The organism is Rhizobium sp. CB3171, assembly GCF_029714265.1.
Lineage (GTDB): Bacteria > Pseudomonadota > Alphaproteobacteria > Rhizobiales > Rhizobiaceae > Rhizobium.
The window spans coordinates 2056564-2076396 of sequence record NZ_CP121652.1 but is presented as its reverse complement, the minus strand read 5'-3'; the positions used below and the strand labels follow the sequence as shown (position 1 = coordinate 2076396).

The following is a 19833-nucleotide window of genomic DNA, read 5'->3' as shown; positions in this document are numbered from 1 at the left end:
GTTCAACACTGCGAACGACATATCTGACAATATTTGCGGGGCGCCTGATTTTAATGCGGCTTCGGCGGCTGCATTTCACCGGATCGGTCGGCTTGCCTCGGCGGGATGTCAGGCAACGTTCTTTCAGAGAAGGCTTCTTTCACCTTCTTGATCGTTGCGGGGCGACGCGCCGGGCGCTCCGAGGACTGCGGGACGGCGGTTTCCGTTGTCGAGGCATTCGATGCCTCCCGCTCGGCCACGACATGTAGGGCCGGCGCCGCTTGAGCCTCTTCCGAAATCGCGGTCGTGGCCAAAATCTCTTTGAGCACTGTGGTGACAGGCAAATGGCCGGCCAAGTCCGTGTTGGTGTGGTGCCAGGCATGCGGAATGCGCTGATCGGCCGGAATGAATGGCCTGGAGTTCATCTCGCCGAACCAGTCCCATTCGCCGATGATATCGACGACGTCGGAAAAGATCGGCGGCATGGCGATGCGGGCGCCGATGGTGACGATCTTCAATATCTTCGCCAATGTCGCGGCCCTGGCCTCATCCTGCTTGCAGAGATCGTGAAGGGCGGCCGAAATGACCAGATTGCCTTTCGAGTGGCCGGCCAGGAGGCGGAAGGAGAAGCGAGGATCGGCAAGAAGCGCTCGCACAGTTCTTGTGTCGAGGCTGGAGCGCGAAGCCGCTTCGTCGTCATTCTTGTCGGTGACCCCGAATTTGGGTCGTCCGGCAAAATCGTCCAGCATTTCGAAGACGGGCCGCAGGCCTCTCAGATGGCCAAAGAAGAAATGGCCGCCAAATGCCTCTGTGACGATGTCAGCCAGACCATATCCTGAAACGACGATGGCGACCGGCGCGCCGATGGCGTCGGCGACATTGCGGGCGAAGGCAGCAGCACCAAGGGCGGAGCCGCCAATGCCCGCGACGGCCAGCGCTTGGGCGTGGGTGCCGCCCCGAAGTGCGAACTCCTCAAGCGTTTCGCAGAGAGTTATCGCAGCACCGCCGCTCGGCGGCACGATCATGATCGAGCCTTCGGCTGCAAGCGAACCGCTGATGTAGAAGGCCTCTTCCGGGGTGATGACCTTGACGTCATAAAACAGGGCATCGAGCGCAGTGTTGCGCTGGCGCAAGGCTTCCAGAGTGAGATTGCGTAGCGGCGAGCGCTGCAGCCGTTCAGGGAGACTGAGAGTGCGCGCGAATTGAGTAAGGGTGAGGGTGAATGCCGTCTGGAACATGGGTCACCTCGCCAGAGCTGCCGTTAGGTAAAGCACTTCCAGGAGAAAGCTTCTCACACTTTACCCGACGTGCCAACGGCAATTGGCCACTGCAGCGTTCAGATTTGCCGCGACATTTATGACCAGTTTGTCTGCCGCAGTGCCTCGCCCGAAATCATCGCTGCAGACATGGCGACATTGATGGAGCGCTGTCCAGCGACCATCGGGATCAGGATGCGACCATCGGCCTTTTCGTGCACATGATCGGGCACACCGGCGCTCTCGCGGCCGAAGAGCAGGATGTCGTCTGCCCGAAAGGTGAAATCCGTATAGCGTTCGCCCGCCTTGGTGGAGGCGAGCACCAGACGCCGCCTGCTTTCCGCCCGCCAATCCTCGAAACGTTCCCAATTGACATGTCGCGTCAGCGTGACGGTGGCGAGGTAATCCATGCCGGCGCGCTTGAGATTGCGATCCGATATGTCGAAACCGGCTGGCTCGATGATATCGACGCCAAGGCCGAGGCAAGCGGCGAGTCGAAGGATCGTGCCGGTGTTGCCGGGAATGTCGGGCTGGTAGAGGGCGATGCGCAGCGAAGTCATAATCTGCAACTAACGAAATTGCCGGGCGTTGTCTTCGCCTTTTGTCGAATCCCTTATTTCTGTGATGTCTTCATCAGCAGAATTGAAGATTTCAGGCGCGTTTCCAGGCACATTTCGCTTTCCAAAGCGATTAATGCACGGTAAAAGAGAACCGCTCTACAACTTGCGACATAGGAGGCTCAGATGAATATTTTGTTTGTGATGATGCGCCTCCGAGCCGTGGCCGCGCGGCCATGATGCGGGCGCTTTAAAGCGCGTTTTTGCAAGTTTCCCCTTTTTTGATTCATTGCGCGGCCGATATGGCCTCGTTCTTTCATCACCCGGCCACCATATCAGTCCGCGATCCCTTTAGACGCGGAAGCGGTGGCCGAAGGGCCTGAGTCTTTGGAGCATTTCATGTTTGGCTGGTTCGAGCAGCGACTAAACCCTTTTCCGAGCGAAGTGCCGCACGTTCCGCCGCGGGGTCTCTTTGCCTTCTGCTGGCATTATACCAAGCCGGCCGCGCCCTGGCTCATCGCCATGGCCATTCTCACCATGCTGATCGCGATCGGGGAAGTGGCTTTGTTCCAATTCCTGGGCGATATCGTCGACTGGCTGTCGCATGCGGACAAGGCGACATTCCTGCAGACGGAGTGGCATAAGCTCTTCTGGATGGGCGCGATGGTGCTGGTCGGTCTGCCGCTCGCGGCGGTGCTCGATTCCATCATCATGCATCAGGTGCTGCTCGGAAACTATCCGATGATTGCCCGCTGGCAGATGCATCGCTTCCTGCTGCGCCACAGCATGACCTTCTTCGCCAACGAGTTCGCCGGCCGCGTCGCCACCAAAGTGATGCAGACCTCGCTTGCCGTGCGCGAAGCGGTGATGAAGATCCTCGATGTCTTCGTCTATGTCGTCACCTATTTCCTGTCGATGATCCTGGTCATCGCTGCGGCGGATTGGCGGCTGATGCTGCCGATCCTCGCATGGCTCCTGATCTATATCGGCATCGTCAGCTATTTCGTGCCGCGACTGCGCAAGATCGCAGCCGCCCAGGCGGATGCGCGCTCGACGATGACGGGGCGGGTGGTCGACAGCTATACGAACATCGCGACGGTGAAGCTGTTTTCGCATGCAGGCCGCGAAGAAGGCTATGCCAAGGCCGGCATGAGCGAATTCCTGCAGACCGTCTACGGGCAGATGCGCAAGGTGACGCTGTTCTACATCGCGGTCTACGTCAACAACTGCGTGGCCTTGTTCGTCATTTCGGCGCTGTCGATCTGGTTCTGGCTGAGCGGCTCGATCTCGATCGGCGCGATCGCCATCGCCATCGGGCTTGCGATGCGCGTCAACGGCATGTCGCAATGGATCATGTGGGAAGTCTCGGCACTGTTCGAGAACATCGGCACGATCTATGACGGCATCGAGATGCTGACGAAGCCGCATGACATCGTCGACGTGCCGGCCGCACCCGCGATCACGGCCAAGCAGGGCGCGATCCATTTCGATCATGTCCGCTTCCACTACGGCAAGGCCAATGGTGTCATCGAAAACCTGACCTTCGATATCCATGCCGGTGAGAAGGTGGGTCTCGTCGGCCGCTCCGGCGCCGGCAAGACGACGCTGATGAACCTGCTGTTGCGTTTCTACGATCTCGAAAGCGGGCGCATCACCATCGATGGCCAGGATATCGCCAAGGTGAGCCAGGACAGCCTACGTTCGCTGATCGGCGTGGTGACGCAGGATACGTCGCTGCTGCACCGCTCGATCCGCGACAACATCGCCTATGGTCAACCGGAGGCGACCGATGCGGAGGTGATCGAGGCGGCCAAGCGCGCCAATGCCTGGGAGTTCATCGAAGGGCTGACGGATATGCAGGGTCGCAAGGGGCTCGACGCTCAGGTCGGTGAGCGCGGCGTCAAGCTCTCCGGCGGCCAGCGGCAGCGCATCGCGATTGCCCGCGTCTTCCTGAAGGACGCGCCGATCCTGGTGTTGGACGAAGCGACCTCGGCGCTCGATTCCGAAGTGGAAGCGGCGATCCAGGAAAACCTCTTCGCGCTGATGCAGGGCAAGACGGTGATCGCCATCGCCCACCGTCTGTCGACATTGACCGAGATGGACCGCCTCATCGTCCTCGACAAGGGCCGCATTATCGAGACGGGCACCCATCACGATCTGGTTCAGCACGGCGGTATCTATGCTGACCTCTGGAGCCGGCAGTCCGGTGGGTTCCTGGCGGACCACGAAGAGGCCGAGGCGGCGGCGGAATGAAAAAGAGGGGCGGGCTTCGGGCTCGCCCTTTTTGTTTCGGGTAGTTCGCGTCGTTATGTGGAACTGCCTCGGGTGATCTTTGTTGTTTCTTATCTATTGAGAACAATTAAGAGATGTGATGGCCTCATCCAGCTGTCCGCGAATGCTTATCAGTTGCTGCACAATCGCCATTGACTGGATCGCCTCGCCATTTCGACAACCCGGATATCGATGGTCTGAGATCACGTACAGTATTGGGTTTCGAGACAATTCGCGTTTATTACCTTGTCCGAGGTGAAACCCTCGTCGTCGTACGCGTCTTGCATGGGCGGCGTGACTTGCAAAGCATTCTGGATGTCGACGACAGGGCGCCGTGAATCGTAGCGCTTTCCCTACGTCAAACATGACAAAAATATAAGATTCCATCACGCCTACTTTCCTTTGCACCCCAGGCGAAACCACCTATATCGCTGGGATGCTGATCCGTTCCGTCTATCGCCTGTTCGAAACCTGGATTGATCCCTATTACCGCACTGGCGACCTGCGTCCGCCGCGGTCGCTTTGGGCTTTCATCTGGTACTATGTCGGTCAGGCGAAGGGGCCGTTTCTGGCGATGGCGGCGCTCGGTGGTGCAGTGGCGGTGCTGGAGGCGGCGCTGTTCTGGTTCGTAGGGCATCTGGTCGATATCCTAGACAAGGTGCAGCCGGGAGCGGGCTGGGCAGGGTTGCTTTCCGGCCATGGCGGCGCGCTGCTTGGCATGGTTTTCGTCGTGCTGGTCGTCCGCTTCGTGGTGGTCAGCCTCGGGGCGCTGGTCGAGGAGCAGGTCGTCGTACCCGGCTTCCTCAATCTCGTGCGCTGGCAGGCCTATGTGCATGTCGCGCGCCAGTCGGTGAGTTTCTTCCAGAATGATTTTTCCGGCCGTATCGTCACCAAGGTCTGGTCGGCGGGGCAATCGACCGGCGATCTCGTCGTGTCGCTGCTGCAGGTGGTCTGGTTCATCATCATCTATGCCGCCTCGACCATAGCGCTGGTCGGTGGGCTCGATTGGCGCCTGGCGCTAGTGATCGCGGTCTGGATCTGCATCTTTTCGCTGCTTGCCCGCTATTTCGTGCCGCGCATCCGGCGTCATGCGCGCAACGCTGCCGAGGCGTCCTCGATGCTGAATGGCCGCATGGTCGATGCCTATGCCAATATCCAGACGTTGAAGCTCTTCGGCCGCGAAGAGCAGAACGACGACTATATCCGCAACGGCTTCGATCGCTTCCAGGCCGCCGTCATGCCGTTCACGCGGCTTCTGACCGGCGTGCGCTCGTCGCTGGCCCTCCTGTCGGGCGTGATGATCACGACGATCGCGGCGCTTGCCATCCATCTCTGGCTTGCGGGCGAAATTTCCACCGGCGGCGTCGCCTTCACGCTCAGCATGGTATTGCGGCTCAACATGCTCTTCGGCCGCATGATGGCGCAGTTCAATGCGATCATGCGCAATCTCGGCACGATCCAGAATTCCGCCGAGATGGTCTCGGAGCCGATCGGCCTCGTCGATCGGCCGGGCGCAAGGGATCTGCAGATCGTCCATCCGGAAATTCGCTTCGAGCACGTGACCTTCCACTACGGTCGCGGCAGTGGCGTCATAGACAATTTTTCATTGACCGTTCGTGCCGGCGAGAAAGTCGGCATCGTTGGTCGCTCCGGTGCTGGCAAGACGACACTCGTCAATCTGCTGCTGCGCTTCTACGATCTCGAAGGCGGACGCATCCTGATCGATGGACAGGATATCGCCGCGGTCCGGCAGGAATCGCTGCGCGGCGAGATTGGCATGGTGACGCAGGATACCGCGCTGCTCAATCGTTCCATCCGCGACAATATCCTCTTTGGTCGTCCGGAGGCGAGCGAGGAACAGATGGCGCAGGCGACCCGACGGGCGGAGGCGGATACGTTCATCGCGACGCTGGAGGACCAGAAGGGCCGCACGGGCTATGCCGCCCATGTCGGTGAGCGCGGCGTCAAATTGTCAGGCGGCCAGCGCCAGCGTATCGCGATTGCCCGCGTCATGCTGAAGGACGCGCCGATCCTGGTGTTGGATGAGGCGACCTCGGCGCTGGATTCCGAGGTCGAGGCCGCGCTGCAGTCCAATCTGGAAGCATTGATGGAAGGCAAGACGGTGCTTGCGATCGCGCATCGCCTGTCCACCATTGCCAAGCTCGACCGGCTGATCGTCGTCGACAAAGGCAGGATCATCGAAGAGGGTACCCATGACGAGCTGATTGCCCGCGGCGGCCTCTATTCCGAACTCTGGGCGCGCCAGTCGGGCGGCTTCATAGCAGCCGAGGCCGAGTAGGCTGTCACCAAAAAATGTCGGGCAGCTCTCCGGATAAACTTGCGCAAAATCAAAGAGCTATTTTGAAACGCTGAACTCCGTCATCAAACCAAAATGGTTCGATCCCATGGCGTCCGTTATCTGCTGCACGGATTTCAGCCGCAGCGGCGCGCGCGCGAAGACATGGTCGATGGAAATGCCATAGGCGCCGGCCATGATCGGCCAGGTGGCGGGTTCTGGAAAGGTGTGACGCAGACCGGTGTCGTTCAAGAAGCCTCGCATATCGGGCGCAATGACCGAAGCGTTGAAATCGCCGGCGACGATCAACGGCCCTTGAATATCTTTCAGGATCGGGCCGAGTATATCTAACTCTATTCCATGAAACTCGTCGAAATAGGGTTTGCTGAGATGGGCTGAGACAAAGTTAACCGGCTGACCATCCATGTCGATGGTCGCGAGAACGAAGCGATTGTCCCAAAGGCTGCCGAGGCTGTGCATGACCTGCGTCTGGAATGGGCGCTTCGATAGCAGCAGGGAATCGCAATCGCTCGTCATGATGCCGCAGCCGATGCGGTTGGGATAGACGGCGGTTATTCGCTTCATCTCCGATTGGATCGGGCCTGCCTCGAAAATCTCCACGACATCGGCCTTTGAATTGACAATGAGGTCCGCAATCCGCGCGCCGTTTTCGAAATTGCTGTCTTCGATGTTGAAGGAGAGCAGGGTGAAGCTCTTGCTCGCATCGGCCGCTGCCGGCGGGTTGAGCGGAGGGGAGGCAGCAAATTCGCGCAGCATCACCACCGAATGAACCGCAAGCCCGACACCAACCGCCACCAGGAAAACCGCATACCAATGCCGCTTGAAGAGGAGGGCGAGGAGGGCGAGCCCGATGCCGAAAAGGCTGATATGGGTCTGAAGGCTTTCGAAAAAGGCGAGCAGCCATACATCGGTAACATAACGCGCCGCAAGGATGGCCAGTGCCAGTGTAGCAAGGACGCATAGAACGCAGTAGATCGTGTGTCTCATGGTCATGTCCTCAGCCATATCTCCAATGGCTCATAGAGCGGCGGCGCAGCATAAAGGCGCATAAGTCGCTCCTTAAATCCATTCGGATTTAAGGAGTAGGAAGCAAAGCTTAGTATAGATCGGCGGTCAGCATGAGGTTGATTGTGTTGCGCTGCAGCATTGGAGTCGATGTTTATTCCGCTATGCGATGCGAAAATCTATTGTGCGAATCTCGCGGAATTTCATGTGCTTACGTCCGTTTGATTAACGGCGCGGATTTAAAGAGCGGCACTCACGGCCAAATAGCGCAGTTTTCCCGCGACATTGTGCCCGCACCCCTTGCCAAGACTGGACATAATTTGCGATCAAGCTTAGAACGCGGCGGGTTACGGAGGAATCTATGGCGGAATTATGGTCGCGTTGATTCGCCGGCAGTGAGGGGGTACCGCGGCGTCAAGCTGCGGGTTTTGCGGATGAGGATGGTCCAGCCTTGAGCGAGCACATTACGACGAATGAAACTACGGGCGAGCCTACTCGCCGAGATTTCCTTTATCTGACGACGGGCATGGCCGGCGCAGTGGGCGCAGTCGCCGTTGCCTGGCCGTTTATCGACCAGATGCGGCCGGATGCCTCGGCGCTCGCTCTTGCTTCTATCGAAGTCGATGTCTCGAGCCTGGAGCCCGGCATGTCGATGACCGTGAAATGGCGTGGTAAGCCGGTTTTCATCCGCAACCGCACGCAGAAGGAAATCGATGACGCGAAGGGTGCGCAGATCTCCGATCTGAAGGATCCGAACGCCCGCAATGCCAATTTGCCGGCGGATGCGCAGGCGACCGATGTCGCGCGTTCGGCCGGTGATGGGAAGGAAAACTGGCTTGTCATGATCGGCGTCTGCACGCATCTCGGCTGCATACCGCTCGGTCAGGCGGGGGAATACGGCGGTTGGTTCTGTCCCTGCCATGGTTCGGTCTATGATACCGCTGGTCGCATCCGCCATGGGCCCGCGCCGCAGAACCTCGCTATTCCGGTATATGCGTTTACCGCAGAAAAAAAGATCAAGGTCGGTTGAGGGGGAGCTGAATCATGAGTGGTCATTCGTCTTACGAGCCATCAACGGGGCTCGAAAAATGGGTCGACGCGCGGCTGCCGCTGCCGCGTATGGTCTATGACAGTTTCATCGCCTATCCGGTCCCGCGCAATCTGAACTATGCCTACACGTTCGGCGCCATGCTGGCCGTCATGCTCGTTCTGCAAATCCTGACCGGCGTCGTTCTTGCCATGCACTATGCGGCGGATACGACAATCGCCTTCAATTCGGTCGAAAAGATCGTTCGCGACGTCAATCATGGCTGGCTGCTGCGCTACATGCATGCCAACGGCGCGTCCTTCTTCTTCGTGGCGGTCTATCTCCACATAGCCCGCGGCCTTTACTACGGTTCCTATAAGGCGCCTCGCGAAATCCTCTGGATCCTCGGCGTGATCATCTATCTCCTGATGATGGCGACGGCTTTCATGGGCTACGTTCTGCCCTGGGGTCAGATGTCCTTCTGGGGCGCGACCGTTATCACCGGCTTCTTCTCGGCCTTTCCCTGGGTCGGCGACTGGATCCAGACCTTCCTGCTCGGCGGCTTCGCCGTTGATGATCCGACGCTCAACCGCTTCTTCTCGCTGCACTACCTGCTGCCGTTCATGATCGCGGGCGTGGTTGTCCTGCACATTTGGGCGCTGCATGTGACCGGCCAGACGAACCCGACCGGCGTCGAAGTCAAGTCGAAGACCGACACCGTGGCCTTCACACCCTATGCGACGCTGAAGGATGCGCTCGGCGTGTCTATCTTCCTGCTGGTGTTCGCCTATTTCGTCTTCTATCTGCCGAATTTCCTCGGCCATGCCGACAACTACATTCCGGCCAATCCGCTGAAGACGCCGGCCCACATCGTTCCGGAGTGGTACTTCCTGCCGTTCTACGCGATGCTGCGTTCGATCACCTTCAACATCGGCCCGATCGACTCCAAGCTGGGCGGCGTTCTGACGATGTTCGGCGCGATCATCGTGCTGTTCTTTCTGCCTTGGCTCGATACCTCCAAGATTCGCTCGGCGGTCTATCGTCCTTGGTACAAGCTGTTCTTCTGGCTGTTCATCGCTGATGCCATCCTGCTCGGCTGGCTCGGCTCGCAGCCGGCGGAAGGCATCTACACGACGGCTGCGCAGTTCGCGACGCTGTTCTACTTCCTGTTCTTCCTCGTCGCCATGCCGGTCCTCGGCCTGGTGGAAACACCGAGACGCATTCCGAATTCGATTACGGAAGCGGTTCTTGAAAAGCAGAACGGCAAAACAGCCGCTCCGGTTGAAGCATAACCGGCGACGATAGAGGAAGAGAACAATGAAAAAGCTTGTTGCCGGCCTTCTGTCGATCGCCCTCATCGGTGGCTTCGCGACCGTTGCCGCTGTTGCCGCGGAGACCAAGCCCGCCGCCGAAGCTGCGACGCCGCACTATCCGCTCAAGGAGCCGAGGGAGCAGCACTGGACCTTCTCCGGTCCCTTCGGCTACTACGACAAGGGGCAGCTTCAGCGCGGCCTGAAGGTCTATACGGAAGTCTGCTCCGCCTGTCATTCGATGAAGCTGGTTCCTTTCCGCACGCTGGAAGAACTCGGCTATTCGGAAGCGCAGGTCAAAACCTTCGCGGCCAATTACGAAGTACAGGACGGTCCGAACGCCCAGGGTGAGATGTTTACCCGTAAGGCGGTTCCATCCGACCACTTCCCGCCGCCGTTCCCGAACGATGAAGCGGCGGCTGCCTCGAACAATGGCGCGGTGCCGCCGGACATGTCGCTGCTTGCAAAGGCGCGTGAAGTCGAACGCGGTTTCCCGCAGTTCATCTTCGACATCTTCACGCAGTATCAGGAAGGCGGGCCGGATTATATCTACTCGCTGCTGACGGGTTATGAAGAGCCTCCGGCTGGCTTCACGGTTCCGCAGAACTCGCACTACAACCCGTATTTCGATGCTGCCGCGACCTTCGCCATGCCGAAGCCGCTCTCCGACGGCCAGGTCACCTATGACGATGGCTCGCCGCAGACGGTCGATCAATATGCAAGGGACGTCTCATCGTTCCTGATGTGGGCTTCGGAACCGCATCTCGAAGCCCGCAAGCAAACCGGCTTCATGGTTATCGTATTCCTGCTGATCTTCTCGGTGCTGATCTATCTCACCAAGCGGTCGGTCTACGCCAAGGCCGGCGCCCACTAAGCGGCGCGGCCGTATAATCAGAGAAGGGCGGCCTCCAAAGGCCGCCTTTTTTGTTGGTATCGTGCACGGGTCTTGATAGGGTGCGGGCCGGCCCTGTCATAGCCTGAGAGTACATATTTCATGAACACTATCGCTTCGGAGCTTGCCGCCAGCATCCGCTCCATTCCGGATTATCCGAAACCCGGCATCATCTTCCGTGACATCACCACGATGCTTGGCGATGCCAGGGCGTTTCGCCGTGCCGTGGATGCCCTCGTGCATCCCTATGCCGGCACCAAGATCGACAAGGTCGCCGGCATGGAAGCACGCGGTTTCATTCTGGGCGGCGCGGTGGCGCATCAGTTGTCGGCCGGCTTCGTGCCGATCCGCAAGAAGGGCAAGCTGCCGCACGATATCGTGCGCATCGCCTATAGCCTCGAATATGGTGTCGATGAGATGGAGATGCACCGCGATGCGGTCAATCCCGGCGAGAAGGTGATCCTGGTCGACGACCTCATTGCCACTGGCGGTACCGCCGTCGGCGCCACCCAATTGTTGCGCCAGATCGGCGCCCAGGTCGTCGCCGCCTGCTTCGTCATCGACCTGCCGGATCTCGGCGGCCGCAAGAAGCTGGAAGCGCTCGATGTGCCAGTTCACACCCTGGTGGAATTCGCCGGACATTGAGGAACAGCATGCCTTCGCCTCTAAAAGAGGGCGAGGGCGTTTATTCGAACTCCAGCACGGTGCTCTCGAATCGCAACACCGCCGTGCCGTGCTGGTTGGTTCCGTCGCAAAGGATGGTGTTGAGCGTCCAGCCGGGGCGTGAGCTCAGTGGGCGGCTGGCGAGCAAGGTAACTCCGTAGGTGACCGTGTCGCCGGCAAAGACCGGGCGAAGCCATTGCAGCTTCTGGATACCGGGCGAAGGGCCGAGATTCGGCGGTTTTCTGCCTTCGGCGTGGAGGCGGGCGGTTTCGCTTTTCCAATAGTCGACGAAGGTGCGCATCCAGACCGAGCAGGTGTGCCAACCGGATGCGCAGAGCCCGCCGAACAGCGTGTGTTTGGCCGCTTCCGCATCCATGTGGAAAATCTGAGGATCGAAGCGCGAGGCGAAACGGACGATGTTTTCGGCCGTGAACGTATGGCTGCCGATCTCGGCGCGTGCACCGATCGGATAAAGCTCCGTCATCTTCATGCGGAAGCCTCCGCGGGCAAACGCATGCGGATCATCGTCGCATTTTCGCCGAGGCAAACCAGCTCGCCACGCTGATTTTCCACCTCATGGCGGAATTTGACGATACCGATGCCGGGGCGGGAGCGCATGGCGCGGGATTCGAGCACGATCGACCGGCCCGACAGCGTATCGCCCGCCAGCACCGGCTTCTTCCAGTCCATGAAGTCGATACCCGGCGCGCCTTCGGCCTCGGTGTTGAGCAGATAGCTGTCGGTCATCATGCGCATGAACATTGCCGAGGTGTGCCAGCCGGAGGCGGCGAGCCCGCCCAGGATGCTGGCGCGGCCGGCAGCTTCGTCGAGATGCATCGGTTGCGGATCGAATTCGCGCGCAAACTCGACGATCTCTTCGGCCGTCACTTGTTTCGGGCCGAGCGGAAACATTTGTCCAGCCTGAAAATCCTCATATGTCAGTTTTGCCATATCCGTCACCGGCTTCCTCATCCCGTTCGTGCGCAATCGCATGGGAAACGGCAATGGCGCAAGCGTTTTCATGGTCGCGACAGGAAAAGGGGTGCGGCGAAAGGTGTGCTTCGCAGCCCTTGATTGTGCAGCGACGATGTGATGAGGCTTGGCAACAGCAACACCACGCAGGAACAGACATGAGCGATCTCAAGACCGCGCTGGAAGGCGCCGCCGGCGAGGGGATCATCTCCTCGGATCAGGCCAGCAGGCTTTTGCCTTATCTGGCCGAGCGAAATATCGGCGTCAAAGCGGCTGCCGTCAGGAATGATCTTTCGCAGCCTCGCGAAGACGATGTTGCCAATCCGCTGGAGGACAGCGAAGCGCCGCGTTTCATCCGCGGCTTTCATGACGTGCTGATCACCATCGGCATCATCGTCCTGCTTTCCGGCTTGTGGGGGCTCGCCGGCTACTACGCGACGCTTCCGGCCATCATCATCCTGGCCGAAATCCTGGTCCGTCGCCAACGTCTGGCACTGCCCGCCGTCGTGCTGACGATCGCGTTGATCCATTGGACCTTCTCGGTAACCGTGATGTATTTCGGCATGCAAAATGCCGGCAGCCCGAGCCTCATGACCTCTTGGATCATGATCGCCTTACCGTTCCCGCCGCTGCTTGCGCTGTATTATTGGCGCTATCGCGTGCCGCTGTCGCTGGCGATGCTGCTCTTCTCGCTGTTCGCGCTATTGCTCGCCGGCGTTTTCTATCTGATCGGTCTTGCTGCCGGCGTATCGAATGTCGTCTTGAATTATCCGCTGCCGTCGTTCGGCATCATGTTTGCGGCCGCGCTCGGGGCGTTTGCCGTGGCAATGCGCTTCGATCTTAGCGATCCCGGCCGCAGGACGCGTCGCTCGGATGTGGCTTTCTGGCTGCATCTCGCGACGGCCCCGGCGTTACTTTACACGGCGATCTTGCTGGTATTTCAGCTTGAGGCAGGCAATAGCGGCACGTTCTTCTTTGCCGGCATGGAGCATGGCGGCTATGTGCAGGCGCTGACCATCGTCGCCATTGTGGTGGTCATGATGCTGATCGGCCTGATCATCGATAGACGTGCTTTCGTGACCGCAGGGTTGATGTCACTCGGCGTCGCGATCGGCGCCATTCTGCGGCAGAATAATGCCGGGCTCGACAAGGTCAGCTTCATCGTGCTGATGATCGTCGGCTTGATCGTGCTGGTGATCGGCGTCGGCTGGCCGCATCTGCGCCGCGCTGTCGTCCGGCTGCTGCCGGCATCGGTCCAGGGAAAATTGCCGGCGCTCCGGTGAGGCCGGCAATCCCGTCATGCCTTACGTGTTGAAGCGGAAATGGATGACGTCGCCGTCCTGGACGACGTATTCCTTGCCTTCGTCGCGCGCCTTGCCGGCTTCCTTGGCGCCTGTTTCGCCGTTGTAGGCGATGTAGTCGTCAAAGGCGATGGTATTGGCACGGATGAAGCCGCGTTCGAAATCAGAATGGATGACGCCGGCGGCCTGTGGAGCCTTGGTGCCCACTTCGATCGTCCAGGCGCGCGTTTCCTTGGGGCCGACGGTGAAATAGGTGATGAGGTGCAGCAGTTTGTAGCCGGCGCGGATCAGCCGGTCGAGACCGGCTTCGTCGAGGCCGAGAGCGGAGAGGAATTCCTTGGATTCGTCTTCCGGCAACTGCGCGACTTCCGCTTCGATGGCGGCGGAAATGATCACCACTTCGGAATTCTGTTCCTTCGCCATGGCGGCGACGGCGGCTGTATGCTCATTGCCGGTTGCGGCGTCGGCCTCGGCGACGTTGCAGACATAGAGGACCGGGTGAGAGGTCAGAAGGTTCAAGCCCTTGAGGATGCGGGTTTCCTCAGCGTCGAGCTTCGACAGCAGGGTGCGCACCGGCTTGCCTTCGTTCAGCAGTTGGAGCGAGGCTTCCATGATCGGCAGCATCGCCATGGATTCCTTGTCCTTGCCGGTGGCGCGCTTGCGCGTCTGCTCGGTGCGGCGCTCCAGGCTCTCGAGGTCGGCAAGCATCAGCTCGGTCTCGATCGTCTCGGCGTCGGCGACCGGATTGATGCGGCCTTCAACGTGGGTGATGTCGCTGTCTTCGAAGCAGCGCAGCACATGGACGATGGCGTCGACTTCGCGGATATTGGCGAGGAACTGGTTGCCCAAGCCTTCGCCCTTCGATGCGCCGCGCACCAGGCCGGCGATGTCGACGAAGGAGATGCGCGTTGGGATCAGCTCTTTCGACTTGGCAATGTCGGCAAGCTTGCGCATGCGCGGATCGGGGACCGCCACTTCACCCGTGTTCGGCTCGATCGTGCAGAAGGGATAATTCGCTGCCTGCGCCGCCGCGGTCTTGGTCAGCGCATTGAACAGAGTGGACTTGCCGACATTTGGCAATCCGACGATACCGCATTTGAAACCCATGGCACCTTGTCCATATCTTGAAAAACTTTGCTGTGCGTATGGGCGAAGGGCCGTTGCGGGTCAAGCCTTGCACGGCGTATGCGCTGTTTTTCTGTAGAGAAGGATGGTCAGAGGAGCCCAGCGATTGCGGTGGCGGCACGATGCTTGCTGCGTGTGGGCGAAGCTGCTGTTCACGGTCGATTGATCTGACCGCCCTTCCGAAAACGTTGTTTTCCTTGAATGCTTGGTTGCGGTGCAGTATAAATTGCCCATCAGCCACAAATTTCTTTTCCCTGTCATCAACGGTGAGCCCGATGAGTGACAATGATGTCATCCTAAAACCCAAGACTAAGACGAAGCCGAAGCTCGATCGGCCGAAGCTTTATAAGATCATTCTCGTCAATGACGACTACACCCCGCGTGAATTCGTCATCATGGTGCTGAAGGCCGTGTTCCGTATGAGCGAGGAGACCGGCTATCGCGTCATGATGACCGCGCATAAGCTTGGCACCTGCGTCGTCATGGTCTGCGCCAGGGATATTGCTGAGACCAAGGCGCAGGAAGCGATCGATCTGGCGAAAAGCGCCGGCTTCCCATTGATGTTCACCACCGAACCGGAAGAATAGGCGCGGGCGGCGATATATCAGCCGGCGGCAGAACGCCGGATCTGGAAGCCTGTCTTGTCCTGTGAAAAGCCGCAATTGGCGTAGAAGCGCAGCGTCGCCGGATCCTTGGAGCCCGTGAGCAACATTACCTTGTAGCAATTCTTCTCCCAGGCCGTCGCGACGGCCGTTTCGATCAGCGCCCGAGCATGGCCGCGTTGGCGACGATCGGCATGGGTGACGACGTTTTCGATCAACGCATAGGACGCGCCGCAACGCGTCAGGTTGGGGATGACGACCAGCGTGACCGAGGAAACGGCAAGGTCGCCTTCGAAGCCGACGAAAATTGTCATGCCCGGATGGGCAGAGATCGCGGCGAACCGATCCTCCGCAAATCCGGAATCCATATCGGGATCGTCGTGGTTGAGATGGCGGTAGAGAGCTAGCAGCGGCGGCAGGTCGCCGGCTGTGGCCGGGCGGATGACAATACCCGCGGCCCCGTCTCCCGCTGCCTCAGCCATTTCAATCGTCCTTCTTGCCGAACATTCTCTTCAGCATCTCGGCCATCGGGCCGCTCTCAGGCATTCGTGGCTGGTTGTGACTGCGGGCCTGATGGATGTGCGATTTGGCCACGGCCTTCTTTTCCGGCTTCGGCGTCTCTTCTTCCGCCTTACCGCCGAGGGCAAGGGTGATCTTGTTCATGAGCTGCGAATCTTCGCCGCGCACCAACATGTCGGCATTGTCGGCGAGCGCGTCGAATAGAGGCTCGAGCCAGCTCCGGTCTGCCTTGGCGAAATCGCCGAGCACATGATTGTGCACCAGCTCCTTGACGCCGGGATGACCGATGCCGAGACGCAGCCGCCGGTATTCTCGGCCGCAATGGGCGTCAATCGATTTGATGCCGTTATGGCCGCCATGGCCGCCGCCGGTCTTCAGCCGCGCCTTGCCGGCCGGCAGATCGAGTTCGTCGTAGATCGCCACCAGGTCGGAAGGCTCCAGCTTGTAGAAGCGCATGGCCTCGCCGACGGATTCGCCGGAAAGGTTCATGAAGGTCTGCGGCTTGATCAGCAGAACTTTCTGGCCGCCGAGTTCGCCTTCGGCAATTTCCGCCCTGAATTTTTTCGACCAGGGCGAAAAGCTGTGGCGGCGGTGGATCGCGTCCACGGCCATGAAGCCGATATTGTGACGGTTGCCTTGATATTTGGCGCCGGGATTGCCGAGACCCGCGATAAGAAGCATTGCGCTTCACCCCTTGGAAAATGCTGATGCCCTTCACCACAGGGAATTGGCGGCAAAGTCAAGGCGGCAACCTCGTCAGTTGCCGAGGTTCAGGCCGTACTTCAGGAATATCTGCTTCTGCGTTCCGTCGGCGATCAGCTTGTCGAGCGCAGCCTGCATCTTCGTCAGAAGATCGTCCGGGAAATCCTTCTGGCAGGCGATCCCCATCGGCTGTTCGGAGAGGACGGTGACCTGTTCGACCGCGTCGCCTTCCTTTTTCAGCTTGTCAAAATAGAGGACGGAGATCGGCATCAGGTCGATACGGTCACTCATAAGCTTTTTCAGCGTCGCGCGGAAATCGGCGCCGACATCGATCCGCGGAAAGTTGGCTTGCCGCAACACAGTCTCGGTATAATCGCCCCGCCATGTGCCGACGAGATAGTTCCGAGCTTCGTCGAGCGTGTCGGCGGTTACGGGGGACCCGGTATGCTTGATCAGAACATTGCGATCGATCAGCAATGGCTGAACCCATTTGAACAGCTTGTCGCGCGCGTCATTGTGAGCGGTGACAAATACGCAGGTCATCGGTACCGTCAGTGCCTGATTGTAGGCGCGCGCCCAGGGCAACACATCGATCGAATAGTCGATGCCGATGTCGGTCATTATCTTCTCCACCTGCTCGACGGCCGCGCCCATTGGAGTCTTGCCTTCGCGATAGTTGAAAGGCGGATATTCCTCGGTGGTGAAATTGACGGTTTCGGCTTGGGCCGCGTGGAGGCCGCTGAGGGAGGACAGGCTGAAAAATACCAGGAGCAGCAGTTTTCGCATGTAGTTCCTCGTTTCTCTATGATGCTTGCGCTACGGGGGTGAGGTAGTCAGCCTGCGGTCCCGCAAGCGCCTTCATGAGATCGTTCGGATGCTGCGGCCGGTGGAACAGGTAGCCCTGGCCATAGTCGAGGCCCATGGCGCGCAGGGTTGCGCACTCTTCCTCGGTCTCGATGCCTTCCGCAATAACGGTGCAGTTCATCTTGTGCGACAACGTCGTGATGCTTTCGACCAGCATGCGGCTCTTAAGGCTGACATCGGAGGCAGTATCGTTGATCGCGCGGACGAAGGATTGGTCGATCTTGATGATGTCGACAGGGAAGCGGTTGATATAGCTCAGCGATGAGTAGCCAGTGCCGAAGTCGTCGAGAGCGATGCGGCAGCCATAACGGCAGATCTCGTTGATGACCGTGCGTGTCTCCGGATTGTCGTCCATCAGCACGGCTTCGGTGATTTCGACGACGATACGTTCCGGGCGGATATCGTGGCGGGAGAGCAGGGCCGCGATGCGCATCGGCAGGCCAGACTCGAATTGCAGCGGCGAGAAATTGATGGCGAGGTAGGTATTCTGCATGCCGTCGAGGCGTGAGAGACGGGCGAAGTGGGAAATTGCCTTTTCCATGATGCGGTTGCCGATGCGTATGATCGAGCCGGTCTCCTCGGCAACGTCGATGATCCGGGCCGGCGGCAGGATACCCTTCTGCGGATGATGCAGCCGCATCAGCGCCTCGAAGCCAGCGATGGAGCGGTCATCGATATTGACGATCGGCTGCAGGTGCGCTTCGAACCAGTCGTCGCTCAGGCCGCTTTCGATATGGCTCTCCAGCTCGGCACGGCGGCGGGAATCGTCCAGCATGCTGTTGTCGAAGATCTGCGCGCCGTTCTTGCCGTCGCGCTTTTTGGCATACATCGCTATATCGGATTTCAGCAACAGTTCTGCGGCGTTGGCGGCCTGGCGTGGGTAGATGGCAATCCCGATGCTGGCGCTGAGGCGGGCATCGCCGCCGAAAGGCGTCTCGAAGACTTCGGCGATGCGGGCCGCCATATCGAATGCTCTTTTCTCGGCATCTTCCGCTAGCAGCAGGATGGCGAATTCATCGCCGCCGAGACGGGCGGCGATGTCGCCTGGGGTCAATCGTGCCTGCATGCGCGAAACCAGTTCGCGTAGCGCCGCGTCACCGGCGGCATGGCCCATGTTGTCGTTGATCCATTTGAAGCGGTCGAGATCGACGAAGAGGCAGGCGAGCTCGCGCTTGCGCAGATCCGCCTCGTTGATCTTCGCATCGAGTGCCGTCTCGAAACCTTGACGGTTCAAAAGGCCGGTCAGATGGTCGGTGATTGCCTGGCGCAGGTTGCGGTCTTCGGACTGCTTGAGGTCGGTGACGTCGGTCATGACCGAAAGCGTAAGGCCATCCTGGATGGCCGTCGTTTCGAGGATCAGCACGTCCATGACCCGGTCATCCCGGCACTGGAACTTCACCGTGACGTCGAGACGGGCAGCGCTGTCGAGACGGCTGCTCTTGCGTTCGGTGTATTCCTCGCGCGATTCCGGCAGGACCAGGCTTGCGAATTTACGTCCCAGCACATCGGCCCGACCATAGCCTGTAGCGGCGAGCCAATAGTCGCTGACGGCGGCGATGCAATCGTCATCGTCGAGCGAAAACAGCATGGCCGGCGTCAGATTGTAGGTGTCAGTGGCGCGGCGGTGGGCAAGCTTCAGTTCGGTTTCTTCGCGCTCCAGCTTGCTCTGCATGTCGTTGAAGCTGCGGGCGAGGCGTCCCATCTCGTCGTTCGACTGCCAATCTACGTGATGGCGCGAGCCGAGTCGCCGGGTCGCCTCGACCGCGTGGGTCAGCCGCATCAGCGGCTGGATGATGAAGATGCGGTTGCCGATGAGGGCGGCGCCGAAGACGGTCAGGACGGCGAAGATGAAGATCGAGATGAAAACGATCTCCTCGTTCTTCAAGCCGTCGAAGAGACCGAGAGCTGGGTAGTAGACGGTGATGGTGCCGAGATTTTTCGCGCCGTCCACGCCGTTGTAGATGATCGGGCGGGCGATGGATTCCAAGAGGCCCTTGTAGGACCTCGGGATGGTGGATTGGGTAACGTCGAGCTGGCCGGAGACATCGCGGACATTGACCTTGACGACCGCGCCCTCGGCGACCGTCGTCGCGCTGATCTGGGTGACGCTGTCCTCATCGAGGTCCCATAGTGGCTTGGCCAGCGCCTGGGCATTGGCGACGAGCAGGACGGAGATATGGTCTTTGATTTCCTTTTCGGCGCGTTCGGACGAAAGGAAAAGGAACAACACGAAGAGCGGCGCGACGAAAACCAGCAGCGCGCCGCAGACGATCGCGAAAAACCTGTTCTCGACGGAATGGCTCATAGTTCCGCTTGCTCCCCAGTCGTAGACCGGCTGATCTTAGGGCTGGGCCTTTCTCTACAACTCTTTCGCGTAAACTTTCACGAATTTGTTAAATGTTGCTGAAACCGCGGGGTTAATGGATTTAAATAGAGTATTGATTTCAAAAATTATTAGATTTCTTATTTCT

At 59.4% G+C, this 19833-nt stretch carries 18 protein-coding genes; 8 read left to right on the top strand and 10 right to left on the bottom strand.

Annotated features, from left to right (window positions below; translation table 11 throughout):
- Positions 1–50 precede the first annotated feature (50 nt).
- Together QA648_RS10185 and QA648_RS10180 are read right to left on the bottom strand one after the other, a co-directional pair.
- Positions 51–1217 (bottom strand): hypothetical protein, encoded by a 1167-nt coding sequence (locus tag QA648_RS10185; RefSeq protein WP_283046661.1) that lies wholly within the window; start codon positions 1215–1217, stop codon positions 51–53.
- Between the two features lie 116 nt (positions 1218–1333).
- Entirely contained in the window at positions 1334–1795 is a 462-nt protein-coding gene (locus QA648_RS10180) for a tRNA (cytidine(34)-2'-O)-methyltransferase (RefSeq protein ID WP_283051292.1), read from the bottom strand.
- A 396-nt stretch (positions 1796–2191) separates the two neighbouring features.
- On the opposite strand from QA648_RS10180, the gene QA648_RS10175 reads away from it, so the two are divergent.
- Together QA648_RS10175 and QA648_RS10170 are read left to right on the top strand one after the other, a co-directional pair.
- The gene (locus tag QA648_RS10175; RefSeq protein WP_283046659.1) at positions 2192–4045 is read left to right on the top strand and encodes an ABC transporter ATP-binding protein; all 1854 of its coding nucleotides are present in this window, start codon (positions 2192–2194) and stop codon (positions 4043–4045) included.
- Between the two features lie 454 nt (positions 4046–4499).
- Entirely contained in the window at positions 4500–6362 is a 1863-nt protein-coding gene (locus QA648_RS10170; RefSeq protein ID WP_283046657.1) for an ABC transporter ATP-binding protein, read from the top strand.
- Between the two features lie 57 nt (positions 6363–6419).
- On the opposite strand, the gene QA648_RS10165 is transcribed toward QA648_RS10170, so the two are convergent.
- Positions 6420–7367 (bottom strand): endonuclease/exonuclease/phosphatase family protein, encoded by a 948-nt coding sequence (locus tag QA648_RS10165; protein WP_283046655.1) that lies wholly within the window; start codon positions 7365–7367, stop codon positions 6420–6422.
- A 469-nt stretch (positions 7368–7836) separates the two neighbouring features.
- Between QA648_RS10165 and petA the strand changes: the two genes are divergently transcribed.
- From petA to QA648_RS10145, 4 genes are all read left to right on the top strand, one after another.
- Positions 7837–8415, top strand: a complete 579-nt coding sequence (gene petA / locus QA648_RS10160) for a ubiquinol-cytochrome c reductase iron-sulfur subunit (protein ID WP_104823752.1) — start codon at positions 7837–7839, stop codon at positions 8413–8415.
- Positions 8416–8429: 14 nt separating this feature from the next.
- Positions 8430–9704, top strand: a complete 1275-nt coding sequence (locus QA648_RS10155) for a cytochrome b N-terminal domain-containing protein (protein ID WP_104823751.1) — start codon at positions 8430–8432, stop codon at positions 9702–9704.
- 25 nt (positions 9705–9729) lie between these two features.
- Positions 9730–10596, top strand: coding sequence for a cytochrome c1 (locus QA648_RS10150; RefSeq protein WP_104823750.1), 867 nt, complete (start codon positions 9730–9732; stop codon positions 10594–10596).
- Positions 10597–10716: 120 nt separating this feature from the next.
- Positions 10717–11259 (top strand): adenine phosphoribosyltransferase, encoded by a 543-nt coding sequence (locus QA648_RS10145; protein WP_104823749.1) that lies wholly within the window; start codon positions 10717–10719, stop codon positions 11257–11259.
- Between the two features lie 40 nt (positions 11260–11299).
- Here QA648_RS10145 and QA648_RS10140 read toward each other — a convergent pair whose 3' ends face one another.
- Entirely contained in the window at positions 11300–11767 is a 468-nt protein-coding gene (locus QA648_RS10140) for a MaoC family dehydratase (protein WP_283046652.1), read from the bottom strand.
- Entirely contained in the window at positions 11764–12228 is a 465-nt protein-coding gene (locus QA648_RS10135) for a MaoC family dehydratase (protein WP_283046650.1), read from the bottom strand. Before QA648_RS10135 ends, QA648_RS10140 begins: the two co-directional genes overlap by 4 nt.
- A 179-nt stretch (positions 12229–12407) precedes the next feature.
- On the opposite strand from QA648_RS10135, the gene QA648_RS10130 reads away from it, so the two are divergent.
- Positions 12408–13532 (top strand): hypothetical protein, encoded by a 1125-nt coding sequence (locus QA648_RS10130; protein WP_283046648.1) that lies wholly within the window; start codon positions 12408–12410, stop codon positions 13530–13532.
- A gap of 21 nt (positions 13533–13553) precedes the next feature.
- Here QA648_RS10130 and ychF read toward each other — a convergent pair whose 3' ends face one another.
- Entirely contained in the window at positions 13554–14657 is a 1104-nt protein-coding gene (gene ychF, locus QA648_RS10125) for a redox-regulated ATPase YchF (RefSeq protein ID WP_283046646.1), read from the bottom strand.
- Positions 14658–14950: 293 nt separating this feature from the next.
- Between ychF and clpS the strand changes: the two genes are divergently transcribed.
- Positions 14951–15262, top strand: coding sequence for an ATP-dependent Clp protease adapter ClpS (gene clpS / locus QA648_RS10120; RefSeq protein ID WP_104823745.1), 312 nt, complete (start codon positions 14951–14953; stop codon positions 15260–15262).
- Between the two features lie 17 nt (positions 15263–15279).
- Here clpS and QA648_RS10115 read toward each other — a convergent pair whose 3' ends face one another.
- The 4 genes from QA648_RS10115 to QA648_RS10100 form a co-directional block, all read right to left on the bottom strand.
- Positions 15280–15759, bottom strand: a complete 480-nt coding sequence (locus QA648_RS10115) for a GNAT family N-acetyltransferase (RefSeq protein WP_283046644.1) — start codon at positions 15757–15759, stop codon at positions 15280–15282.
- A 1-nt stretch (position 15760) separates the two neighbouring features.
- Positions 15761–16477 carry an aminoacyl-tRNA hydrolase gene (pth, locus tag QA648_RS10110; protein ID WP_283046642.1) on the bottom strand — a complete coding sequence of 239 codons (717 nt, stop codon included), beginning with the start codon at positions 16475–16477 and terminating at the stop codon, positions 15761–15763.
- Between the two features lie 75 nt (positions 16478–16552).
- Positions 16553–17284: a transporter substrate-binding domain-containing protein gene (locus tag QA648_RS10105; protein ID WP_283046640.1), complete on the bottom strand. Its 732-nt coding sequence runs from the start codon at positions 17282–17284 to the stop codon at positions 16553–16555.
- A 16-nt stretch (positions 17285–17300) separates the two neighbouring features.
- A complete protein-coding gene (locus QA648_RS10100) occupies positions 17301–19667 on the bottom strand; it encodes an EAL domain-containing protein (protein WP_104823741.1) in 2367 nt (788 codons plus the stop codon).
- Between the last annotated feature and the right edge of the window lie 166 nt (positions 19668–19833).